Source organism: Cohnella sp. OV330 (assembly GCF_900112065.1).
GTDB lineage: Bacteria > Bacillota > Bacilli > Paenibacillales > Paenibacillaceae > Cohnella.
This window is the reverse complement of the sequence record NZ_FOKE01000008.1, coordinates 337,438-362,371: the sequence shown is the minus strand read 5'-3', so window position 1 is coordinate 362,371 and position 24,934 is coordinate 337,438. Positions and strand designations below refer to the sequence as shown.

At 54.6% G+C, this 24,934-nt stretch carries 17 protein-coding genes; 1 reads left to right on the top strand and 16 read right to left on the bottom strand.

Translation table 11 applies throughout. The features are described 5' to 3' along the window. The first annotated feature begins 46 nt into the window (after window positions 1–46). A complete protein-coding gene (locus tag BM235_RS20265) occupies window positions 47–994 on the top strand; it encodes a phytanoyl-CoA dioxygenase family protein (protein WP_090116046.1) in 948 nt (315 codons plus the stop codon). Window positions 995–1,045: 51 nt separating this feature from the next. Here BM235_RS20265 and BM235_RS20260 read toward each other — a convergent pair whose 3' ends face one another. From BM235_RS20260 to BM235_RS20190, 16 genes are all read right to left on the bottom strand, one after another. Next, on the bottom strand, window positions 1,046–2,056 hold the full coding sequence (locus BM235_RS20260) for an SGNH/GDSL hydrolase family protein (protein WP_090116045.1): 1,011 nt from the start codon (window positions 2,054–2,056) through the stop codon (window positions 1,046–1,048). A 66-nt stretch (window positions 2,057–2,122) separates the two neighbouring features. After that, window positions 2,123–4,348: a hypothetical protein gene (locus BM235_RS20255; RefSeq protein WP_143106712.1), complete on the bottom strand. Its 2,226-nt coding sequence runs from the start codon at window positions 4,346–4,348 to the stop codon at window positions 2,123–2,125. Between the two features lie 186 nt (window positions 4,349–4,534). Next, window positions 4,535–5,695: a mandelate racemase/muconate lactonizing enzyme family protein gene (locus BM235_RS20250; protein WP_090116043.1), complete on the bottom strand. Its 1,161-nt coding sequence runs from the start codon at window positions 5,693–5,695 to the stop codon at window positions 4,535–4,537. 12 nt (window positions 5,696–5,707) lie between these two features. Next, window positions 5,708–6,730, bottom strand: coding sequence for a zinc-dependent alcohol dehydrogenase (locus BM235_RS20245; protein WP_158543827.1), 1,023 nt, complete (start codon window positions 6,728–6,730; stop codon window positions 5,708–5,710). Window positions 6,731–6,749: 19 nt separating this feature from the next. Beyond that, complete coding sequence (locus tag BM235_RS32125) at window positions 6,750–8,351, bottom strand: hypothetical protein (protein WP_158543826.1); 1,602 nt, start codon at window positions 8,349–8,351, stop codon at window positions 6,750–6,752. 39 nt (window positions 8,352–8,390) lie between these two features. Beyond that, window positions 8,391–9,092 carry a PIG-L deacetylase family protein gene (locus tag BM235_RS20240; protein WP_090116041.1) on the bottom strand — a complete coding sequence of 234 codons (702 nt, stop codon included), beginning with the start codon at window positions 9,090–9,092 and terminating at the stop codon, window positions 8,391–8,393. A gap of 32 nt (window positions 9,093–9,124) precedes the next feature. Continuing rightward, complete coding sequence (locus tag BM235_RS20235) at window positions 9,125–10,690, bottom strand: glycoside hydrolase family 32 protein (RefSeq protein ID WP_090116040.1); 1,566 nt, start codon at window positions 10,688–10,690, stop codon at window positions 9,125–9,127. A gap of 39 nt (window positions 10,691–10,729) precedes the next feature. After that, window positions 10,730–12,388: an SGNH/GDSL hydrolase family protein gene (locus BM235_RS20230; protein WP_090116039.1), complete on the bottom strand. Its 1,659-nt coding sequence runs from the start codon at window positions 12,386–12,388 to the stop codon at window positions 10,730–10,732. A gap of 28 nt (window positions 12,389–12,416) precedes the next feature. Then, window positions 12,417–14,546, bottom strand: a complete 2,130-nt coding sequence (locus BM235_RS20225; RefSeq protein ID WP_090116038.1) for an alpha-galactosidase — start codon at window positions 14,544–14,546, stop codon at window positions 12,417–12,419. A gap of 98 nt (window positions 14,547–14,644) precedes the next feature. Further along, entirely contained in the window at window positions 14,645–16,459 is a 1,815-nt protein-coding gene (locus tag BM235_RS20220; RefSeq protein ID WP_143106711.1) for a type 2 periplasmic-binding domain-containing protein, read from the bottom strand. 77 nt (window positions 16,460–16,536) lie between these two features. Beyond that, on the bottom strand, window positions 16,537–17,436 hold the full coding sequence (locus BM235_RS20215; RefSeq protein WP_090116036.1) for a carbohydrate ABC transporter permease: 900 nt from the start codon (window positions 17,434–17,436) through the stop codon (window positions 16,537–16,539). Beyond that, a complete protein-coding gene (locus BM235_RS20210; protein WP_090116035.1) occupies window positions 17,433–18,335 on the bottom strand; it encodes an ABC transporter permease subunit in 903 nt (300 codons plus the stop codon). The genes BM235_RS20215 and BM235_RS20210 overlap by 4 nt, the downstream gene beginning before the upstream one ends. A 149-nt stretch (window positions 18,336–18,484) precedes the next feature. Continuing rightward, window positions 18,485–20,317 (bottom strand): cache domain-containing sensor histidine kinase, encoded by a 1,833-nt coding sequence (locus tag BM235_RS20205; RefSeq protein ID WP_090116034.1) that lies wholly within the window; start codon window positions 20,315–20,317, stop codon window positions 18,485–18,487. After that, window positions 20,289–21,932, bottom strand: coding sequence for a response regulator transcription factor (locus BM235_RS20200; RefSeq protein WP_090116033.1), 1,644 nt, complete (start codon window positions 21,930–21,932; stop codon window positions 20,289–20,291). Before BM235_RS20200 ends, BM235_RS20205 begins: the two co-directional genes overlap by 29 nt. 95 nt (window positions 21,933–22,027) lie before the next feature. Beyond that, on the bottom strand, window positions 22,028–23,239 hold the full coding sequence (locus BM235_RS20195) for a hypothetical protein (protein ID WP_090116032.1): 1,212 nt from the start codon (window positions 23,237–23,239) through the stop codon (window positions 22,028–22,030). A gap of 64 nt (window positions 23,240–23,303) precedes the next feature. Continuing rightward, a complete protein-coding gene (locus BM235_RS20190; RefSeq protein ID WP_090116031.1) occupies window positions 23,304–24,809 on the bottom strand; it encodes an arabinosylfuranosidase ArfA in 1,506 nt (501 codons plus the stop codon). Window positions 24,810–24,934: the final 125 nt, after the last annotated feature.

The following is a 24,934-nucleotide window of genomic DNA, read 5'->3' as shown; positions in this document are numbered from 1 at the left end:
GTCCCGCTGCTATGATGACAACATCAAGAGAGGAGGAACACACGCAATGGATATACCGATGGACAACGATCGAAAACCCGTCTCCGGCACCTTCGCGGACGCCGGCCCGCTGCTTGGCCAACCCGATCGGCTGCGCGCCATAGCAGACGAGGATGGCGTTCTGTTCTTCAAAGGCCTTCTCCCGCGAGCTCGCGTGCTCGAAGTTCGCCGGGGCGTCCTGGAGATCTTGGACAGCTTCGGCGTGATGGATTCGAAATTCCCGCTTATGGACGGGATGGCCGACGTCGAAGCCGTCAATCGGTACACCTCGGAGGAGCTGCAATGGAACGGCGTTGGCGTTACGATCGAGATGTACCGCCGGATTCAAAAGCTCGAAGCTTTTCATGCCCTGGCTCATTCGCCGGAAATCCTGGAGATTTTTTCTACCTTGTTCAATGAAAAGCCGTTTCCGCATCCGCGGAATATCGGCCGGGTCATGCTTCCGCATCGAGATGCGAAGATCACGCCTTCGCATCAGGACTTCCTTCATATCCAGGGCGCGTCCAACACCTGGACCTGCTGGATGCCGCTGGGCGACGTGTCGAGACAACTGGGCGGCTTGGCCGTGCTCAAAGGAAGCCATGAGGCCGGACTGCTCGGCGTATCGAGCAACCCGGGAGCAGGCGGGCTGGAATCGATCCTGTGCGGACTCGATTACGACTGGCAGACGATCGATTACGAGGCCGGAGACGTGCTCGTATTTCACAGCCACACCGTTCACAAATCGATGCCGAACCAGATCCCGGGCCAAATTCGGCTATCGTGCGATTATCGCTATCAGCCGGCTAGCGAAGTCATTGAACCTTCTTCTTTGAAGCCCCATGGTCCGTATGAATGGGATGAGCTCTACGAGGGCTGGGCCAAAGAGGAGCTGAAGCATTATTGGAGGAGCCATGAATTCAGGTTTACGAAATTCGACCACGCCATCCGTTGGCAAAAAGAAAAAATATGCTAATGGCTGAGAAGCTGCGAACCGAAAATTCGGCGTCGCAGCTTCTGTTTGCGCTTACAACAGAATCGGTTTCAGTATCGGCGTCAAGGCATCGGCAATCCGCATAAAGCCAAAGTCGGTCGGATGGACGCCGTCTACCGTGCATTCGTTCCAGCGCTCCCCGAGTAAATCGGCCCCATCGTAGAAGTCAATAAAGCGATCGCCCTGGCTCCGGAGCTCCTCTACATATCCGCTTTGATAGTCCCGTCTCGCGATTCTGTCTTGATAGGATGACGTTTGCGTTTGCTCGTAGCCGTAAGGAATGCGCGACAGGACGAGGATCGGCACTTCGGCATGCCGGCTTCGCAAAATGCGAATAAAAGCGGGCATCGTGCGGATCAGATTGTCGATGTTCGGGTTATTGGCGTCATAATCGAGGACGATGCAGGCCGGATCGTCGATCTCGTTCATGAGCCTCGCAATCTCGGGGTCGCCTTGGCCGTTGCCGGAGAAGCCCAAGTTAATAAACTCCCGGTCGAATCGGCGGCTCAGTATATTGGTGTACGACATCCCGGGCCGCGATGCGCAGCCTCCTTGCGTGATCGACGTTCCGTAGAGAACGACCTTGCGATCCGACGAATACGCCGGAAACGCGCTGATATCGGCATCGGGATTTACCCCGATGCGAACTTCATGCACGCCCTGGAACAACGGAAAATTCAACGTGACGCAGCGCTGCGCCGCCTCCAGCCCATCAAAAAACACGTACTCGTAATGATCGGCATCGTGCGGGAATCTCGTCGTCCCGAAATACCGCTGCGCGCCTGGCGCGCCCAAATAACAGTCGAATCCGTTCACGGCCGTCGCGGGGATATGCTCCGCGGTGTTCGGCGCGAACAGCTTGACCCGGATGGCAAGCTTCCTCGCATTCGTTCGGAACCGAATCTGACCCCCTGAAGTGTTGTTCGCCAACTCGTCCAGGATCTCGCGAATCGCGCCGGGCGCGACGGTCGGCAGCCGGCGATACTTGCGCTCCTTCGTCCACCAGGCAAATCCGGCGATTTGAAAAGGAGGCTCATCCGGCATGTGCCATGTCAGCTCGTCTGTTTCATTACACCGTTCTTCTGAGTTTTTGAAAGGTTGTTGTTCCAACTAAACCATCCCCTCTTCTGCGGACAGCTGCACGAGCATTTTTATCTCCCGTTTTGAATTCGGAAGATGCAGCTTATCGCCGCTGATGGTTCCCTTCCATTCCGGATCTTGACCGTCGCGATTCTGATCTTCCCCATCCAGCATTTGAACCTTTTGGATGGCATAGCCGTTCTTCAATACGATCGTGACGTCGATCGCTTGAATCCCTTCCGGCAGTTGAACTTCGACGTGCAACGTATCAAGCGAGCGTCTGATCACCTTAAATGAAAGCTCTCCGAGATAGGTCGCTACCCTGTTCGCTTCGATCCGCTTCCCGGGCTCCAGCCACTCGGCCGGCGCGCAGGGCAGCAGCTTAAGCGTGCGATCTTCTATAAGGTAAAGCGAATTTAAAATCATCTCCATTACGCGGCCGTTTCCGCTTCCGTTCGGCTGCCAGGGCGACAGCCACGGCAACTGCGGACAAAAGCGTTCTTGTACGTGCAGGGTGTCCAGCGTCGTCGAAAAGGCCATGGTCGAATAAAAATAGCGCAAGGCCTTTTCCCGTTCTCCGCGCAAGCACCACACCCGATGCCAGATTCGCTCCACCTGGTTGACGTAGTATAAGTCGATCGGCGAGCCCGCATATTGCTCCTGAAGCTTGCCGAGCGCCGCATCTTCCATCTCGGGCAACCTCACCGCGAACAAGTCGCCCATGGAAAAATAGCTGCGCATATAATACTCGATCTCGGGGACGATCGAATCCTCGGCGTCGATGATTCCCGTGTCCAACAGGACGGCAGGCCCATCGATCGCATATACGGCCTTCTTTTCTCCCGGCTTCGTGTACACTTCATTGGAGATCCATCGGATTTGCTCGCCAGGGGGATGCGGATAGGTGGCCCGCCGAACCGCCGCTTCAAGACATTCCCGATAATCCTGCGCTTCCGCCGTGTATATCGCCTCGTCCGGATAGCCCCAATCCTTCAGCGCGAGCGCCATCAGATGCAGGCCATGCCACGTATGCGCGTCCGAGAAAAAGAAATGCCCTTGATCAGGCCAATCGTGAACGCGTCCTTTCGGCAGCAGACCGTAATGCGCTGCTTTCGTGCCGTCTTCTTGAACGATTTTGGTCGCGCCGCGTTCTTTTTTGATCCACTCGCAGGCTTGAACGATCGCCGGCAGATGCTCGCCGAACCACGATCGATCCTTCGTCGTCAAGTAATAATCCGCAAGCAGCCCAAGTACGGCTCCCGTCTCGCACATCCAGAAAATATGCGCGCGAAAGGATCCCTCGGGAGACACGATGTCCCCGGCAGGCCCCTTGCTGCCGGCCTGCGTGCTTAAAAAATACTGCAGCGTTTTTTTAACCGTATCCCCGTAGCCAAGCCGATTCAGCATTTTCAAATACACGGATACTTCCCAGGAATACACGGTCGTATATTCGTTGAACCCGCCTTGTCCGGGCAAAGCGGATCCATCCGCTCTTTCCGCTATCAACTGCAGGGCGTTGGCTTGGGCCGTATCGAATATATCTTGAATAATCGGTTCCGGCACTTTAACGTTTGCTTTCCCCATTAACGCCAGGTTCCATATCTGCCTGCATTGTTCAATCGCCGTTGCTTCATCTAAGAAGCTCTCACTCTGAATGGAAGCCATTTCATTCGTTCTTCCGGTAACCGTATCGAAAATTTCGATATGGATTTTCTTTGTCTCGCCGGGAGCAAGCTCCATATTAAACTTAAGAATGTTGGCGAATTCGCCGGCTTGTGCCGCATACGCCACGTTCGTGTGAGGCGCCGCGTCATACCGGAGGATCGCAACGCCCCGCCCATCGCTAAGGAGCCCGCTGAAGGACTCCGTTGCCCGATGCTCGAGCTCCATCCCGTTCAGCCATGGCGCCAGGACTTGATCATAGGGGACATAGTCTTCGTTGATATCGACATAAAAGTTCTCATGCATGTCTTCAACGCTCGCAAAATACCAATCCGCCGATCTGGCGCGGGTCGGATGCAAATTGGCGATCGACAGATAGAGGTGAACGCGCGCGCCGCCATCCGGCTCCGGTACGGTCAAGCTCGTCAATCGATGGTCAAAGCCGGATTGCGGCAGCGATGAGAATAAGATCGGTTCCTTGGGCGACATGTACGTCTGCTCTACGTTGCGAAAATCGAAAAATTGCGGATCTCCGCCTGCAGTCGCGCTTAGAAAAAAGCCGTGCCCTCTCCGGAGTTGGCCTTTTCGTGCCAATGCATCCTTTACGATTAGCGTTAAATCCGGTCTCACTTCTACCAACGAATCGGCCAATGGCGGATGAATATAAATTCGTTTGGAGCGGGTCCTAGGGTACCGCCCCGATATTTGCGACCAATTGGGTTCAGGCGGACGGGCAAGCGTCATGAAAATTTCCTCCCGAGTGCTTGGTATCGTCGAGCCTTAGAGCAATTGGCCGATCCGCGGCTGGAATTGCGGGTCCTGCGGATCGTAGAACACCATCTCGCGTTCGAAATTCGCGCCGAAACGGTCCAGCTTCGCGACGTCCAGATCGATGCCGAAGCCGGGGCGATCCGGAACCGTTATTTTCCCGTCGTTGAACACCAGCTCCTCGCGCAGCAGGTCGCCTGTCATGAACTTCAGATGTGTGTCGTTCGCAAACGGAAAGTTCCGCGAGGAAGCGACCATATGCACGTTCCCGAGCGTGCCGATGCCCGTCTCCGCCCAGCTCCCCGTGGCGCACCAGATGCCGGCGTGGTTGGCCAGATCGACGATCTGCCTGGCCTTCAGGATGCCGCCGGCTTCGGAAGGATACACGAGGAAGCAGGCGCAAGCGCGCTTGTCGATCAGCCGCAAGGCATCCTCATAGGTGGCGCAGCCTTCGTCCGCGATGATTGGCACGTCGACGGCGCGCGCGACGGCGGCCATGCCGTCCACGTCGTCGAATCGCGTCGGCTGCTCGACCATTTGCAGATCGTACTTCTCCATCTTGCGGATCGCCTTGATCGCCGTCGGCACGCTCCAGTTCTGGTTGGCGTCGATGCGGATCTTCATCGCGGGCCCGACCGCCTCGCGCACGGCTTTGACCCGCTTCGTATCCAGGTCGATGTCGCGGCCGACCTTCAGCTTCAATTCCGTGTAGCCAGCGGCGGCGAACTTGCGCGCTTCCTCGGCGTTGACTTCGGGTTTGTCGATGAAGATGTAGCCCGAGAACGCCACTTCCTGCTTCACCTTGCCGCCTAACAGGTTGTAGACGGGCGTGTTCAGGATTTTGCCGCGGAGGTCGAGGAGCGCCATCTCGATGCCGGCCAAGCCGTAGTTGCCGATCTGCTTCCAGTTGACGCAATATTCCTCGAGACGGTGAAGGATCGATTCCAGCTCCATCGGATCGCGGCCGATGAGGAACGGGGCGAACTCCTTGTCCACGACGGTCTGGATGACCGGGATGGTCGGTCCTACCGACTCGCCGATCCCGATCAGGCCTTCGTCCGTCTCGATCTGCACGATGAGCGAAGGCGCGCTGTACCTTGTACCTCCGGACCATTTTTCGCCTTTGAAAAAAGGAATTTTGATGGCTTTCGTATGGACGGCGACGATTTTCATAACGATTTCCTCCTATTCGTGATTGACGATTATTTTGATCGCTTCGCCCGGCTCGTTCCGCGCGAATGCGATCGCTTGATCCAGCTCATCGAAGCTGTAATGATGCGTGATCATCGGACTCACCTTCACGCTGCCGGAAGCGATCATCTCGATGACGCGCGGCCATACATGAGGCGCATTCGTCGAACCCATCAACGTTAATTCCTTCAGGACCGCTGCCTGAATGTCCATTTGAACCGGCTTGCCCGGGAGGCCGAAGAGAAGCATCTGTCCGCCGATCCGGAGCAGCTCGATCCCCAGCTTCAAGGAGGCCTCATTGCCTGCCGCGTCGATGACGATATGCTGGCTTTCCGCCGCGGGAACCGGATCGTTGGCATTCTGCGATTCCGATCCCAGGTTGACCGCAGCGTCCGCGCCGAGCTTGCGCCCAAGCGCAAGGCGATTGTCCCGCATGCCGATCAGCGTGACCTTGCTCGCGCCGGCCGCTTTTAATAGCTGCACATAATAGAGACCGGTCGGACCGTCCCCGATCACGGCGGCATGCTGTCCCGGGCGAATATCCAATTTATCGATGCCGCCCAAGCAGCAGTGCAACGTCTCCGCCTGCGTCGCTTCCGCAAAGCTGACGTTGTCGGGCAGTCTGTACAGGTTGGCGGCGGGGACGACGAGATACGCCTGCCAGCCGCCGGGGAATTGCAGCCCGATCTCGCCAGCTTCCGGGCAGCGGTGCTTATTGCCGCTCAGGCATTCATGGCATGCGCCGCAGCCGATCAGCGGATCGATGCAGACGCGGTCGCCCGGCTGCCATCCGATGACTCCATCGCCGATGCGCTCCACGACGCCGGCCAATTCATGGCCGAGTGCCAGCGGCGGTACGCCGAACCCGGCATGGCCGCTCATGATGTGCAGATCCGTGCCGCAAATGCCGATCGACAGGATGCGGATCTCGACTTGGCCGCTGCCGGGTTCCTCTCGCGGGGCTTCGCTTGACGCCATCGTATTGAAGCCCGTCCATTGCCATATCTTTTTCCGCATCTGCGGTACCTTCCTTCCCTTAGAGCGCGTATGCCGTGTTGTATGTCGCCAAGGCGCCCGCGCCGTCCATGATCGCAAAGGACAGTGGCTCAAGCTGAACTGGATACCGGCGGCCTGCCCAATGGACGATCCCCTGATTTTCCGTTTCCAGCAGATTAAACAAAATACATTTGTCGCTGTCTTTGAGCCAGACCAAACCGATCTGGTTCCCATCGACGATTCGCGGGAAATCCCAGGAGCCCTCGGCCACCAAGCGTTGCAGCGAAGAAATCTGGTCTGCGGAAGGTCTTGCCGTCGCTTGCTCATCCCAGAAGACAAGGTTGGTTGCGGTTAGCTGCAGCTGCTCCAAAATATCGTTGTTTTTTAAGGCCGCCGCTTGGTCAAACACGACTTGCTTATAACGAGGCAACCGCTCCTGCCACTCCGAACCCAATCGATAGTCTCCGAAAAATAACAGCAGCTCCCCGCCCTCGCCGCGCTGGTCGGCGCGAACGGCCTTGACCGGCATCCCCGCCAGCAGCGGCAGGCTCGTCGGCACGAACGCTTCCGCATAAGCGCCATGCGTGCCGTACGCCAGATGTACCGGATAGGCTCTCGGCACGTCTGCGGTCGCTCGGTCCAGCTCGCGCAATACGGGCAGCGCGTCCGCGATCGCTTGCCAATAGCTGTCGTCCAGCACCCACGTACCGCTCATGAACAGTACATTCTCGAGGCCCGCCGTGATGGCCAGCTTCGCTTTATAGACCAGGTTGTGCGCCTTTAACGAGCGCGGCGGAAAAATCGTCGATTCGCTATACGCGTATTTCTTATCGATAAAGCTCAAGTGGTACAGAATGCCGAGCAGTTCTTCCGCTTTCGCATGAGGAGCGGTGAATCTGGTATCGTTAAATTGGTACTCTCCCACCCGGAACAGCGCGTGCGGCATTTGCTCGCGAATCGAAGGAATATCGATCCCGTGCCGCTCGTCTCCGAAATGCATCACCATGATGCCGGGCTGAACGCCTTCGATATCCGTTGCCTTTACGACGTCCGTCACTTTAACGCATTGGAACGCAACCCAATCCTTCATGATTGCCGCATTCCGCTTCTGCGTCATTTGAACGAGCAACGATTCCCTCGTCTCCCGGCGGCCGTAGGCGCGATTGAATTCCGCCACGCACGCATCGCAGTAACAGCCTTCGATAAATTCGTTGAAGTTGCCGGCTCGCAGATCGTCGTCCAAAAATACCTCTTTGAAGCCCGCATCGCGCAGCTGCTTGGCCGCTTTGCCGTTGTCCTCGATCAGGCATTTATCGATGGCTCCGCAATAATAGACGGTTTGGCCATTGATATCGATCCGATAGTGCCAATGCTCGGGGATCTCCAGATCCAGGTCGGGATCGTCCGGATTCAGCGCGTTGCCGGGGTGACCGATCGGGATCGTGACCGCGCCGACCGCAAGGCCGTGCAGCTCCGCGAACGCCTTCGCCTGCTTCAGCTCCTCGATGTCGACCATCTTGCCGGAGAAAAATCCGGCGATCCAAATCTTCTCGATGCCGGCGTTTTTGATATTCTCGATCAAGGCATCCCGCGTCGAGGCGTCCAGCAAAGGTTCGTGCGCCATGCTATATTGCAGCTTCATCTCTTTCACTCCTATCAATGGCTTGATTCGACGATCGCCTTAAGGAAGCAGGTGCGGACTTCCCGGTATAGGGAACATGGGCAAGCTGCGGAAGCCTTCCGCGTATTTGTAGCCCGGCGCCACCCCGCGCATGGAGGCGACTCTCGCCATGTTCGAGACGATATCTGCGCCGTATACATGCTGCATCCAGACATCCTGGCTTTCATGGCATTTAAGCATTTTCGACTTGGTCTCGAACGTATCGGTTATATCTACGTATACCTCGGGCTGAAAATCGACGGCGCCGACGTTCTCGTATAAGAAAACATGCGGCACTTTCGACATCGCCGGATATTCCGTGACGATCAGCGGAACGGTCACGGGGATGCGGCAGTCGATCGATATTTCCGAACAGACGCGGTGGTCGGGGTGATAGTCGTTGGGACTGTGCACGAACATGACGTCCGGATTCGCTTGACGGATGGCATTGATGAAGGTCATTCTGGATTCGCGGTCGTGGAACAAGAACTCGTCGTCGTAATCAAGCCAGATCAGGTCGGCTCCGATGACGTCCGCTGCGGCTTGCGCCTCTTTTTTGCGCACGGCCGCGATCTCTTCCTTGGTGAGCGTCGGCGAGCCGACGTTCCCGTTGGTTGCCACCATAATCGTTACTTCGTCACCGCGTGCCGCGTACTTCGCTAACGTGCCGCCTACGCAGCATTCCACATCGTCCGGATGGGCGCCGATGGCCAAAATTCTCATTTGCCGTTCGCTCCTTTTGCTTCTATTTAACATTAATAGGAATTCGACGGCATCATTTCCCATACCTGTATTTCCTCGAAGGCAGCCGTGCCGCCCTCGGCGAAGAGGTAGACGCCCGTGCTGTCCGATCTCTCCGGATACACCCGCCTTGTTATCGCTTGACGTTCATTGGCGAAAATCTCGATGACGCCTTTATCGATGTAAACCGTTAATTCGAGCTGCTCGGATTCCTTCAATTGAAAAGGCGCGGCTTCCTTCGCCTTCCAGCCGCCGGCGCCGCTGCGCGTCGAATCGAATACGAGTTCTTTCGTTTCGGCATCGTAGTAGAGCAGCGTGACTTCCTCTTCGTCCGGGGAAGTGCGCACCTTCAGACCGGCCTTTCGGGCGGTTCCGGATACGATCGTCAGCTTCAGCTCGGAAGATTCGCCGTTGATGCCGGCAAGCTCCTGCTTTTCTCCTTCGGATAGCTCGATCGCAGGAAAGCGCTTGGCGTTATACCTCAGCAGGGCAAGCTCGTCGACGGGCGCCATCCGCAGCGTATCGTCCTCTCCTAACCACACGGTTCTTGGCAAGCTGTACACGCCGGACCACCCGAAGCTCGATTCGTCCTCCAGATTATCGATGATCCACACCCATACGATCTGCCGGCCTTTAGCGTCCGTCAACGCTTCCGGAGCGGCGAAAGCCCTGTCTGCCCATGTCATGCGTCCGTGACTTGCCGGCCAGAACCGATCCTCGCGGTATTCGCCGATATAATATTGGCAGCCCTTGTTATGCGATAGGAAAAGCTGCAGGTACTTGCCGCTCGGCGCTCCGCCATGTCTGCTTAGCGGGAGCGGGAAGAAGCTCGCGCACATGTCGTCTTCCGATTCCTGCGTCCATTTGTTCGAACGATCTCTTTCATAAAAGCGATCGACGTATTCCCATTTTTTCAGATCCGTCGACCGGAATAAATCCGTCCAGTCTCCCCTCGCCTCAAGCGGAGAGTCTTCGCTTCTTCCGTAATTGCCGAGCACGCATAAATTTCCGGTTTGCATATAATACACGCCGTCTTTTTTCCAAATGTTGCTTGGATCGCAGCTCCCCGCATACACGCGCTCGCCGTTTTTGCCGACGACTTCCGTAATGCCGTTTGCCGTGCTTTGAATCGCCAACGTCTCGAATTTCTCCCAATGTTCGTAGTGTCTGTCCGAGCTCCTCGCAATGCCGACGCCGCCGCCCGCCATCGTCTCCATATCGGTCGCCAAGCTTGAATAAGCAAGGTATGCGGCACCGTCGTCATCGACGAAGGCGCCCCCGCTAAAAGCGCCGTTATCCCCGTCGCTTGGGATCAGCGCATCCGGGTGATGGCGCCAATGGACCAGATTATGGCTCGATATATGCCCCCAATTAAAGGCACCCGTCGTTCTCGTACAGTTTTCATAGAGATACATGAGATGATATCTGCCGTTCGCATAAAATGCGCCGTTCGGATCGCCAGGCAATCCGTAGCCTTCGGGCATGGCAAAGTGATAGCCGGGACGGTAGCGGTCGCCAAGCAGCATCATCCTGAAATCTTTCACTGTCCGGATCGATTCTTTCATCGTTTTAGGATCCATCGCCTGCTCCTCCAGCTCATCCTTAGCCGCATTTTGCGTCTATAAGAGTATTTTTAATATAGCGCCGCTGAACACGCGATCGAACAGTCCCCAATTCTGATCGACGATCCCGTAGGGATGGTTGACCATATTGCCTTTGAGCTCCGTTAGGAAATACTTGCCGAACGCATGGAGATGCCTGAAATAGCCGTAGCCGCCGACAAAAGCCACTTCGTATTCGGCCGCCAAGCTGCGATAGAGCTTATGGTATCGTTGAAAGCTGCTTGATGAGCCGTTTCTGGAGAAAAGCGGGTTGGCGCCGTTATTGGTCAGGAGAATGCATGGGATGCCGGCTTCCCTTATGCTTTGCAAAAGATAACGGGCGGCTTCCTCGGTCTCCTCCGGATGGCCGTGGCATACGTCGTTGATAAAATACTCCATGATGATCAAGTCGGGCGCGACGCTCAGTACTTCATGCCCGAATCGGTGCCGGCCATGACGCATCTCCTCTCCGCCATAGGCGATGACCGAAGTCGAGATGGCGGTGCGCGGATAGGCTTGCCTTAGCGCGCTGACGACTTGCGCAGGCCATAATCCATGACGCGCGTTGCTGGCGCCGAAGAACGCAATGCGTACCGGATGGCCGGCAGCCGCCTTATCCCTGAAGCCATCCAGATGACTGCGCTGCTCCAGGGGAATAAACGCCAGCGGATCGCTCCCGTTAAGCGCTTGTCTGCGATCGAAGATCATTTCCGGATAGGCCGTGACCTTGTACGTTCCCGACAAGTCATCGTTCGCGTCCGATCCCAATGGCGAAAAATCCAGCTCCAGCCCCCAGCTTACCGGATAGCGATAGGCGGATTGCAGCAGCAGCGGCACTTTCCGGTCGAGCGGCAGCGGCTTGGCTTCCGTCCATCGCAGCGTATCCATCGTCAAAGATTGGCTTGTGCCGTAATCCTCTCCCGTTGCCCCGATTCGTACCTGGTATGATCCCTTGCAATCGCCTTCCGCGGTTACAACCTCGACCACGTAGGTGCGTTCCACCATGTCTTCGTACCGTCCCGACAGAACCGGCAGCGATTCGGGCGATCGGAGATACGATGAGCGATCCGTGACGATCAAGCTCCCGCCGCCATATATGCACGATTGGCCCCAGCCCGTGAAAACATGGGCCAGCGCAAAACCCGTCCCCACCGCCGGCGGCTCGGGCAGCAGCAGCTCGCGCGACTCCGGCGCTTCGCTGTCGCCTTCGACGACTTGAATACTGCCATCCTCCTGCAGCACGATGGCGTCATATCTGCATAACCAAACGGCGTAGTCGATCGAAAGCTCTTGATCGACGACGATCTCCCCTAACGGATGGCGCTTGATCGTGCCCCAGTAGCTGTCTTGCGTAAAATCGGCTTCCGGAACGTAACGCTTCTTCCGGTCCGCCGAGTATACCTGCAGCGAGCCGGGAACCATGCGCTGATAAGGCATTCCCGCAGTGCCGCGAATATTCTCGCCGTTCCAGCCGCTCGGGGAAGCCGTACCTTCGCCTACGATCCGATAGCGTTGGTCGTTAAAGCGCCGTTGTCCGGCTACGCGAATACAGATCGTAGCGGCTTCGGCCAGCTCGATGACCCGGTTGCCCGCCGCGATGCGCCCAGGCTCGACGATTACGCTCATCGATGGAGGCGTCGTGGGAACGACGGCAAGACCCGAATAGCTTGTTTTCATGATTGGCGCCTCCCTGCTCCTTGGGTCGCTACTCCGTTCGATTCAGCAATATCATTTGCGAGGTTAATGCCGTATCCAGCTCGATCGTAAGTCCTTCTCTCGATAACGCGTAACCGGCGACAACGAACTCGCTTCCTTCCGGCTCGATCCGCACGCGATAGCTCGCGCCCTTATCGAGGCCTTTGAATCTCAGCGTGTAGCGATCTTCATCCGCGTTAATAAGCCGGAACACCGTCGCCACGGCCTTCGTCCGGTCTTCGGAAACGTATTCCAGCGCGGCCCAGCCCGAACCGTCGGCGCCGGGGATGACCGGCGTGTGATGATATACTTTTGCCGTCCGGTGGAAGGTCCGGATGAAATCCTTGTAGATGCCGATGTATTTTTTGGCGCACGCCATCGTGGCGGGCGTCGCTTCAGCAAGGGAAGGCGCGACGCCGCACAGCATCGGATGTCCCATCATAATCACGTGCATGTGCGTGTCCAGATTCCCTTCCATGCCCGGCGTATAGGACCTGTTGATAAATTCAGGCGGCAAAGCCATGCTCATGCCGTTCAAGATCCGCACCGTCCGCGGCATCTTGAACCAGTCGGAAACCCACGTCGTGGTGAATCGGCTGACGATGCCGATATCCGTCCGTCCGCCTCCGCTGGCGCAGTTCTCCAGCTGCAAATTCGGGAACTTTTTGCCGACCCGCTCGAAAATCTCGTAAACGGCCTCCATATGCCGCCAATGCGTATTCTCGTTCCAGCCGTCTTTGAAGTTGAAGCCTCCCTCGTTCGAGCACGAGTTGTAATCCAGCCGGAACATATCCAACTGGTATTTCTCGATGAGCCGCACGATTTCGGATTCGACAAAATCCTTCACCTCCGGCTTCGACAGATCGAGCACGCGAGGGAACGTACTGCCGTATTTCGTCAAAAACCAGTCGGGATGATCTGCGGCAAGCTTCGATTTTGAGCCGGCGGTTTCGATCTCTACCCATAAGCCGCATTTCAAGCCCTTTGATCGCGCATATTCATAGACGGGAAACAGGTCGTTCGGAAGAATGTCCGCCGCGTACCAATCGCCCGTCGTATTCCCCCAATCGGCTCCCACTGTCCCGTTATTGCCGTACCAGCCGGCATCGATCATAAAGAGCTCCGCGCCAAGCTCCGCAGCGATGTCCACCTCTTCCTTCAGTCCCGCTTCGCTCATCTCCGGTTGCTTATAGCCGGGTACCATATAACCGGACTGATTATATATGACGGGCTGCAGGCCGTCGCCGACCTGTCGCAGGACGGATTGCCTCAAGTAGGCGTGCAGGTTCTGGATCGCCGCATCCAAGTCGGCATGGCTCGCCCCGAAATGCATGTCCGGCGCAGCGATCGTCTCTCCAGGGGCAATAAATCTGGCGGGCGACGGCGTTACCGGTTGAACCTCGAAGTTCAGGTTGATCTTGTTCGGCAGACGGCTATCGTTAAAATAATCCGCGAAAAAGGCCGTCTTCCAATTGGAGGACCAGCCCATCTGGCAGACGAAATAGCCGCCGTTGATATTGTTGCGCAGGATAAAGAAAGGGCTGCCGTGCCCGCTCATGCCGAAGGTCGAGTTGAAGTAAACGCCGGTATTCACCGGAACGTCCTGCCAGGCAAAGTTGCCCTCGTTCGCCCAATACAAATCCTTGAATCGCCCGACCGAATAAGGCGCGACCGTGTCGTCTCGCAGATTATCGGCGATGTTATCCGTAATGCTCCATATACATCCTTTTAACGGGGTCACGTTCGTAAGCCCGAATGTCGTCTCTTCCGAAAGATTGACGATTTCCAAGGATCTTCTGAAAAAGCCGAAGCCGCAGCAGCTCGTGATGACTTTTAATTGAATCGGCTTCCATGCATGCGTTAACGTCAAGGTTCCCGTCGTGTTCCCCAGTTCGTCTTGACCCGATGCAAAATCGCTGAACGCCCACCCGTAATACAACGATTCGCCGTCGATCGTCAGGTCGAAGGAAGGTTTGTCCTTGAAGTCGTTGTAATCGTAAATCGTGGTGCCGTTATCTTGAAATCCGGCAAACAGCAATCTGCCGTCCATCAGCTTTTCGGTGTAAATCGCTAGCTCCGACTTGTACTGGAAACGCATGTTTTCAAGATCGGCGATTATAGAAGTCGAATTGACGGACACATGATTCCCTCCCGTAAAGATCCATCGCTCGCAAACCCGTAGAAAAGGGACCACCTGGAGGCAGTCCCTTTTCAATTACGTCGTTCTGGCGGCCGTTCCTATTCCAGGTTATTTTCTTTAACGAACGCTTTGGCGTCATCGATCAGCTTGTGGAATTCGGCATATGCTTTGTCTACGCCCATCGCAAGGAAGTCGTCGACGGCCTTATTCCGTGCGGCATCGAAGGCTGCGTCGTCCTTGGCCATAATGAATTTCGCGACGTTCGCCAGGAAGTATTGATCCGCCTTAACCATAATTTGCTGGTTCGGCTCCGACATTTGCTTGACGAATGCGGTGAAGGCAAAGTATTTCGAATCCGTGACGGCTTTTCCGTCTTTGACCAGCTTGTCGTATACTTGCCCCGGGTACAGATCCGCCCCGAATTGCTGAGCCAATTCCTTTTCGGCCGGCGTGACGGTAGCCGGATCGATGACAAGCTTCAGATCAAGCGGATAGCCGTCTTCCGCCGTCCAGGCTTCATGGAGATTGGACAATTTGTTGAGCTTTTCGGTACCTACGCTGGTCAGATAATCGTTGTAGCCTGGATCGGTCGTATTCGCCATTTTGCCGATCAATTGCGGTTTGCCGTCTACGACATCCCAATCCACGCCTTTAACGCCGGTGAACAGCAATCTTCCGCCTTCGTCTCCGCTCAGGTAATTAAACAGCTCCATCGTGCGTTCCGGATATTTGTTCGCTTTCGTAATGGCGCGAGCCGGTCCGAGGAGGTTGCCGCCCGGCGCGTCTTTTGGATACAACGCCATATAGCCGGGGAACGGTCCGGGCAGTTGCAGCAATTCCGCATTCGCGTTTCCGGTATTCGTGACCAGGTCATTGCCGCCCATCCAGAAGCTAGCCGCCGAGTTAAAGACTTGGCCCGAGTTCAGCTTCGCGATATACTGCTCGATCTTCTGCGTGAAGCCTTCCGGATCGAATAATCCCATGCGGTAAGCTTTATTGAAGAACTTGATGCCGTTCCAGAATACGCCGTCCTTCGCGATGTAGTTATCTACGACCTCGCCGGTCGTTGCGCTGATCGACGTATTCGCCGTCCAGTTGTTATATCCCATGGAGAACGGATAGGAAATAATGTACGGGAACGGATCCGCGGCCCATGCCGAGAACGCATACGTTTTTTTGCCGTCTTTGGTCGTCGGGAACTTGTCTTGCATTTCCTTGTTGACCTTCAAGAAATCGTCTTCGTTCGTCATGGCCGGGGCGCCGATCGCTTTATACAGATCCCATCGGGTGTAGAATCCGGCAAGCGCGCTTTTCAGCGGGACAGGACTGCTGGCCGCTTTATTCACCCGCACCGGCAGGAAATAGAGTTTACCTGTATTGTTGCTGGCGGAAGCTTTCATGATTTCCAGCGCTTGCGGCGTATTTTTCTTGATGTTCGGACCGTACTTGTCGATCAAGTCGTCCAATTGAATAACCTGGCCGCCCTGAATCAAGGAGTCGACCAATGCGCTGACGGATCCGCCGGTCGTAATGACGTCGGGCAAGTCGCCGCCGGCTATCATCGTCTTCTCTTTCACGTCGTCGCCCGTGATGAAATCCAGCGTGATGCCGAATTTCTCCTGAATGACTTTGCCTATGGAAGTATTCCAAATTCCTTTGTTGGCGTCGGAGCCGCCGATGAATACCTTCAACGTAATCGGATCTCTGGGGAGCTCGGGATAATCGGATGTTCCGGCCGAAGCGTCGGCCGCGGGGCTGGATGCGGCTGCTTGACTCGATGCAGGCGCCGCGCTTGAAGCGGGTGCGGATGAAGCATTGTTCGTTGCGTTATTGCCTGAACAAGCTGTCATGACAAGAAGGGACGTACTGACGACCATCGCAAGCAGACTCGATTTCTTTTTCATCCCTGACATCGAATAACCTCCCTAGTGATTGACTTTCGCTTTTATCTATTGATACATGGTTTTTTAGAAAAACCATCATATCCGTATTAGCCTTTGACGGCGCCGAGCATGATGCCCTTGATAAAGTTCTTTTGCAGGAACGGATAGACGAGAATGATCGGAAGCACCGAGATGACGGTGATGCTCATCTTGATCGTCTCCGGCGAAAACTGGAGCTGCCTCCCAGCGCCTGCGTGCGCCGCCATGCTCGCTAGATCCTGGGTCATGCTCTGCGCTTCGTTCAGGTATCCGTACAAGATGACTTGAATCGTCTGCAGGTTTGCTTTCTCGACCAGCAAGTAATTATCGATCCAGCTATTCCAGCAGCCTACCGAGGCATATACGGCGACCGTAGCCACGATCGGTTTGGACAAGGGGAAGATGATTTTGTTGAAGATGGTCATAAAACCCGCGCCGTCTAATTGCGCCGACTCTTCAAGCGACGAGGGCAGCTGCTCGATATAGGTTTTGATCAGGATGATATAAAAGGCGTTAATGATGCCGGGAATGACATAAAGCAGGAAGGAATTGCGAAGTCCATACGTTTTCATCGTGATGTACCAGGGAATCAGACCCGAATTCAGATACATCGACGAGATCACGATGCGGTACATCAATCTGCGAAAAGGCATCTGGTGTTTGGTAAAGAGATAGGAAAGCATCGCCGAAAAATAGACGCACAATACGGTGAATATCAATGTTTTCTCTACCGAAACGAGGAAGGCGTGCGGGATCGTATTTAAGCTGAACACTTTGACATAAGCGTCAAAATTCAGGCTGCCCGGCCAAAAATAAACGCCCTTCTGCGCCAGTCTCGGTTCGCTGATCGAATAAATAAACACGTAGTAAAACGGATAGACGCAGATAAAGGAGAACAAAGCCATGAAAACGTAGTTGAATAGATCGAATGCGCGTTCGGCCAGCGAGCCTCGTTGCTTGGCGTTCATAGGATCGACTCTCCCTTCGTTTTCTTGGAGAGGTAATTGACGGAGAACAACAGCGCAATACCGAGCAACGACTTCACCATCCCCAACACCGTCGCATAGGAATAGTCGCTGACGGCCCAGCCGACTTTGTAAATGTAAAAGTCGAGCACGTCCAATTTATCCGCGACAAGCGAGTTGTAGAAAACAAAATATTGATCGAAGCCGTTGTTGAGCAAGTTGCTGATCTGCAGCAGCAGGAGGACAAAAAACGTTGGCGCGAGACCCGGAATCGTGATGTGGCGCATTAAGCCGAATTTGCCGGCACCGTCGATGCGAGCCGCCTCGTATTGCTCGCTGTCAATTCCTGCGATCGCGGCCATGTAGATGATCATCGTCCATCCGATCGTCTTCCAGACGTACAGCCCCGCCTGGAAAAACCAGGCCGCGCCGTTGTTGCCGAGCAGGCCGATAACAGGCACGTCGAGATGCAAGTTTTTCAACAACGTATAGTAAAGGCCATCGCTTGAAAAAACGGCGAACGCGAGGGCGAACACGACGATCCAGCTTATAAAATTAGGCAGCGTAGTCACCGTTTGAATAAATCGCTTATACTTGTTATGCCTGATTTCATTCATCATAATGGCTGCGATCAACGGCAACGGGGTGACGAGGATTAAAAGGAAGCTCATCGCCAACGTGTTCTTGAGAACCCGGTAAATTTCGCTTCGTTCGTTGTACATCTTCATAAAGTTATCGAAACCTACGAACTTAAGCTGCGAGAAGCTGAGTGCCGGGTTGTAGTTGTAAAAGGAATAGATCCAACCGAATAACGGCACGAAGTAAAAAGCGATGACGTAAATCATAAACGGCATGGCGATGAGGAAGTATTTCCACCCGATTCTATTCTTTTTGGATAGCATCGCTTTATTCTCCTTGGCTGGTATTTGGTCTGTGTATTCATTATAGAAAAGGCTTTCAAGCGGAAAAATGGACTTTCTAGTGAAATACACAACAAACCTGAGCGCCTAAAATGAATCCGTTCCCGGCCCCAGAAAAAGTTGTATTTTCTTTACGTTTTTTGCACTTTTGGTATCGTGAACTGCAGTTCTGTCCCCGCATTCAGCTCGCTCTGTATTTTGATGGCATGACGATCGCCGAAGTGAAGCTGGATTCTGCGGTTCGTATTGTACAGGCCGATCCCCTTCTTTTCGCCCGATGGTTCGCTGTTGCTTCTATGAAGCGATTCCCTAATCTCTTGCAGCTTGTCTTCGGACATGCCTTCGCCATTATCGGAGATGCGCCAGACGATTTCATTTTTTTGTTCCGAAGCGGTAATGGTTATGACTCCTCCGTTTTGGTTTTTTAGCCCATGCGTAATCGCATTTTCGACCAAGGGCTGCAGCAGAAATCGCAAAATGGGATATTCCGTCACTTCGGGGGCGATCTGAAAATGGAGTTTCACCCCGCCTGCCATGCGATAATTCATAATCTTGATATAGTTTTCGATATAATCGATCTCTTCCCGGATCGTGCAGAGCATGCCTTGCTTAAACATCGGTTGCAAATAATCGCCCAAGGTCGTGATGCTTTCCACGATATTGTCCGCTTTGACCATGATGGCCATCCATTTGATCGTATTCAGCGTGTTGTAGAAGAAATGGGGATTGATCTGCGACTGCAACGCCCCGATCTCGATCGTCCGCTTCTCTTCCTGAATCGATTCCTTTTGTTCGATCAGGTCTTGGATGTTTTTGGACATTTTATTGAATTGCGCGATGAGAATGCCGAGTTCGTTTTTTAAATCCAGATCCAACGTTAATCCCAGATTGCCTTGCCCCATTCTTCTCACGACGGTCGTTAAGCTGTTTAACGGCTTCGTTATTCTGCGTATCCAGTATCTCGAGAGAACGGCCGCCGATGCCAAGCTGAAAATAAACATCGTCACGACGATGAGCCGCAAGGTCAAAATATCGCGTATGAAAAGGCTTACAGGAATTTCGTTAACGAGGATCCAACCCATCTCGTTGATGCGGTAGGACATGATTTGTTTGCCGTTGCGTTCTTCGCTGGCGAACTTATCGCTTGCGTGCGCGGGATGAAAGACTTGTTCGGGGACCGCCCCCGCTTGCCCGATCTTCTCTTCGTCCCCATGGGACACGATTCGCCCTGATCCATCGACCAGATACAAGTCATTATTCTCAATATCGTTGGCATGGTTGTAGATATCGTTGAAGTACTTCATATCCATATTGATGACAAGCGTAGCCGAATGGTTATTCGAGTAAAAGCTGCGCGCGGCGGTAATATAGTGTATCGGCGTCGTCGCTTTGGACGATATCGGCGTCGAGTCAGCGATATTGAAATCTTGATCGGTAAATCCGCCGAACCAGACTAACGTCTGCCCAGCCGACTTCATCTTGCCATAGACTTGATTCTGATAAAATTCGTTCACCTTACTGTTCGAATCGTATAAAATATCGTTTCTTTGCGCGGTCGTTCGAATCATAAAGCCGTTATCGCCAAAATAGCTGATCGAGTCGATAAATTTATTGTCCGATAGCGCTTCGGTAAAATATTGGAATGCCGCCGAAACCTGCAGGACGCTGTTCATCTCGGTCATGCTCTTGAAATTGATCAAATTTTGCAGCTCGGCCTCTAAAAAAAGCTGCCTGGAGACCTGATCCACCTCGTTGACAAACACCGATAGATTATAGTCGTTTTGCTTAAATCGCTGTTGATTCGTATCTACCGCGTTTTTTTTCAACACATTCAGAATGCCGAAATAGGCAAACAGCGAGCTGATCGTAAAGATGAGCAGAAAGATGATGAGGAACGAGACGACCAATTGGTTCGCCAAGGAATATCGGTTTGCCCTATTGAACAATCTCATCATCCGCGTCATCCTCTTTTTCCTCCCTGTTGTCCACGAACCATTGCTTCCTGAACTCGTGCGGCCTCATGCCGGTTACCCTTTTGAAAATCCGGCTGAAGTAGCTGTCATCCTTATAACCGGTCTTCGCGGCGATCTCGTAGGATTTGAGATGCGTGTTCATCAACAGGTTTTTGGCCATATCGATCCGGTAAGCATTCAGATATTCAATGAAGCTCGTCTGCAAATGCTTCTTGAACAGCCTGCTTAAGTAACTCGGATTCATCTTCACTTGGTCGGCCAGCTGCTGGAGGGAGAGATCTTGATCGTAATGGGCTTGAATGTATTTGATCGCCTCGGCGATTTCTTTGCTGATCGCTCTCTTTTTCTCATGAAAATGTTGAACTTCATGGAGGTAACGCGTGAAAATCGCGATGTTCTCGTCCAAAGTCAGGCTCTGATGAATCCGTCCGGCGTAGTCGAGCGCCATGCCGGAGATGTCGTCGGCGTAGCTATTGAGATTAACGGTCGGCCAGTGAATCCAGCGAATCATCATCACCTGGATGTCCTGCTTGGAGATGCGCTCAAGCTGGCCGAGCGACTGGATGCCGGCCTCGATTTCCTTGAAGTACCGGTCGTTAAACGGCTCCCATTCGCGAATCGTCTTGTCGAGTTTCATGGCTACGTTTTTCGAAATGCGTTCCGCGCCCATTACATCCGATCGGATATAGGAAACGTTGCCGAGAACGAATCTAAGATCCAACATGCGGAGGCATTCCGCGTACATGGGCTTCAGCGCGGAATAGCCGTTGTTGATCGAACTGATTCCGAAGGTGACGGACGCGTTCAGGTAAGTTTTAATGACGCTGCTGATATGCGACAGGATGTCCTGCAGCTGTTGATAAATGTTCGACTCGCTGACGACATCCTGGAAGCTGAACGTCAAGATATATTTCTCGTCACGCTCGTAGATGACTTCTCCCCGATTGTAGCCGGCCAGCAGCTCGCTCATCATATTCAGGATGCTGAATCGGATCAAATTCCCGTGGCTGTCTTTGAATTTGCTTTCCATCTGCTTGAAGTTGTCGATGGCCATCACGCACAATAGAAGCCGCTCCGGCTGAAGACGGAAGCGCAGCTCTTTCGTTATCGCGGCGAATTCCGCATCCGAATAGCGCCCGTAAGACAGATAGTCCTTCATTGCGTTTTCCTTGAGGTTGATGGCATTCAGCTGATCGTGCTGCGGCTCCGACGGCGATCGGAAGCTCTTCGTTTTCAATTCGGCCTGCACTTTTTGCAAGACCTTCTCCATCTCGTCGATGGACATCTTGAACTTGAGGATATAATCGGTCACGCCGAACCGGATCGCCTTATGAACCCAATCGAATTCCTCATAAGCCGTCAGAATGATGATCTTGGTCTGGCCATCGTTCTCTCTGATGCGGGAGATCAGCTCCATCCCGTCCATGTTCGGCATTCGGATATCGGTCAGAATGAGATCGGGCCTTACTTGCTCATAGAAATCCCATGCAGCCTGCCCATTGGAGAAGTCGGCGATGACCTCCATGCCTAATTTCGCCCATTCGATCGAGTTTTTCAGGCCGATTCGCACCAGCATCTCGTCTTCTACGATGATGACCTTGATCATGGCTCACACCTCATCTATACAGGATGCAAATGGATGCAAATAGAAAGAGCCTATTCGGTATAGAATCGGCTCTTTCTTACTAGGTAATAGAATGATTATGATAGTTGCGATTTCGTTAGCTTGACCTTCAACGGACGGTCGCCGTGCGCATACCGACCTTGGGCCACGCCGATTTTCTCGCCGCGGCCATGTCGAACGGCCCGGCCCGACGCGTCCAGCTCGACCGGCTCGTCCTCGGCGATCTCCGTATCCGGATGAACGGGAATAAACACGATGCCGCGGTCCTGGACGATCCCGTAGTCGACGGGCAGGATGACGTCCAATGCCATGCCGTACAGCCGTTCGCCTGAAGCCCATCGCTTCACGCCGTCTCCATTTCGCGATACTAGGCTCCCTCTAACGATATCTGCCGCCCCGGTATTCCGAACGAACTGATGGATAGAAGGATCGCTGATGGACCACTTTCCCTCGCAAAGCTCATCGAACGCGGTGGGAACCGACGTGTAGCCGAGGTCCATCGTCGTTACGGCTTCGACGTAATCGATCGAATTGCCCCGGAGTTCGAACGAAAAACTGGATTGGACATACGGACGCAGCTGCTGCACCGCAACGCCTTTGATATAAAGATAGCGGAGAAATTCAGCCCGGCAGCCCTCGATGACAATGGTATCGTTGCCGTAGGTGATCAGCTCGCCGATCACGATGAACGGACTGATGCAGTTGTAAAGCTCGAAGCGGCAGCCCTCTCCGGCATACGCCTCGAAGCCGTTATGCATCCATAGCATGCCGTTGGAATGGACGCCTCTGGCAACGACCCGCTGGCCCTGCCGAAGGCCGCAAGCGAGACCGTTCCGATAGTTGCCCATGTCCGGCGTGTTTTCGTTGATCAACGTGCAGTCGACGAGCTCGATCGTGCCTTGCAAATATTCGTCGTCGATGTGCACGGGCGCCTTCAAGTTATAGCCGATGAGGGTCAGGTTCCGAAGCGACGCGTATTCGATCCGTTGTCCGTAATAGGCCGTGTCGAACACGTTTTTCGCGTCGCTGTAGTCATCGTCCCGCTTCACGATCCGCACGCCGCCCCGTGATTGTCCAATGAGGTCCACGTAATTTTTCAGGCCAAGATACAGGTTTCCGTCGTTCGAGACATCGTAGGTGCCGTTCAATATCCGCAGCACGTACCGCTTCCCGGCCGAGTTGTCCGCGATGTCGTCGAGCGCAGCCTTGATGTCCGTATAATCGCAGTTCACGCCGACGGTGCCGCCGGCTTTAACGACCTTCTCCACGAGCTCGTACTGGACGCTCATCTATGCTCATCGCCTCCACTTCGCGCCGCCAGCAACCGGTCGCGATTTACGTTGCGAACTGGCGTTACGTTTTTTTCAACCGAATGACATTCCACGAGAGCTTGGGCAGTCTTATCCGGAGGCAGCCGTCCCGCAGCTCGGCGCCGCTCTCGGTATGCGGCGTTACGTTGAACGGCTCGCTCGCCGTATTCCTTGCTTTCGGATCCGGATGGGTCAGCGCCAGATGCTCGACGATCCTGTAGCCGGCGAATTGCCGGAGATCCGCTTCGACTTCAAACGCCTCCGCCAAGTCCCGATTTACCGCGAAAATCGCAAGCTGCTCCGCCTCCTCGTCGTAGACGGCGGCCGACTCCAAGCAAGGAACGTCCGTAAACTGCTTGCAATCGTACTTGGGACTTCGAATGATCGGCTTCAGCGAGACGCCTCGGCCGTACAGCGATGCATGCAGATACGGATAAAAAATCGTCTGCCGCCATGCGATCCCGCCGTTCGCGGTCATGATCGGGGCGATTACGTTCACCAGCTGGGCGATGCAGGCCATCCGAATGCGGTCTGCGCGCTTCAACAGCGAGATGATCATGCAACCGACCACGATCGCGTCTTCCAACGTATAAATATCCTCGATCTGCGGCGGCGCGATCGTCCAACGCTCGAGCTGCCGGTCGGCGTCCGCGCTGTGATACCAGACGTTCCATTCGTCGAAGGATAGCATCATCTGCTTCTTGCTGCGTTTCTTGGCCTTCATGTAATCGCAGACGGCGATGACGGAATGAATGTAATCGTCCATCTCCAGCGTTTTCGCGACGAAGCTTGCCGTATCGTCCTTGCGGTTGCCGTAGTACGTATGAAGCGACAAGTAGTCGACCTGTTCGTACGTATGGTCCAGCACGGTCGCTTCCCACTCGCCGAAAGTCGGCATGTCGCGCATGGAGCTGCCGCAGGCGACCAGCTCGATCGAGGGGTCGACCCATTTCATGAGCTTCGCCGTTTCGAGCGCCGTACGCCCGTATTCGTCGGCCGTCTTGTGCCCGATCTGCCAAGGACCATCCATCTCGTTGCCCAGACACCAAGTCTTGAATTTGTGGGGCGCTTCCTGTCCATGGGCTCTGCGCAGATCGCTCCAGTACGTACCGCCCGGGTGGTTGCAGTATTCGATCAAATTGCGCGCATCCGCCGGTCCGCGGGTGCCCAGGTTCACGGCCATCATGACCTCGGCGCCGACCGTTCGCGCCCAAGCCGCGAACTCGTTCGTCCCGACTTCGTTCGTCTCTAAAGCGCCCCAAGCCAAGTCGAGCCTCCGCTTGCGCGCCGCGACGGGACCGACGCCGTCCTCCCATTCGTAGCCGGATACGAAGTTGCCGCCGGGATACCGGATGATGGGGACGCCCAGCTCTTGCACCAATGCCATGACGTCTTTTCGGAAGCCTTGTGCGTTCGCCTCCGGATGGCCAGGCTCATAGATGCCGCCGTAGACCGCCCGGCCGACGTGTTCGATGAACGAGCCGTACAGCCTGGGGTCCACGTTGCCGATGACGAATTGTTTGTCTACGATCAATTCAGCTTTATTCATGCGCGACGGATTCTCCAATACAAATGGATATTAGGTAAGTTGTCTGACCAATTCAATGATAATATATGTGATTTCGCATGCACCGTCAATAACTTTCCCTCTCTATCCTCGCAGTGACGCCAGGA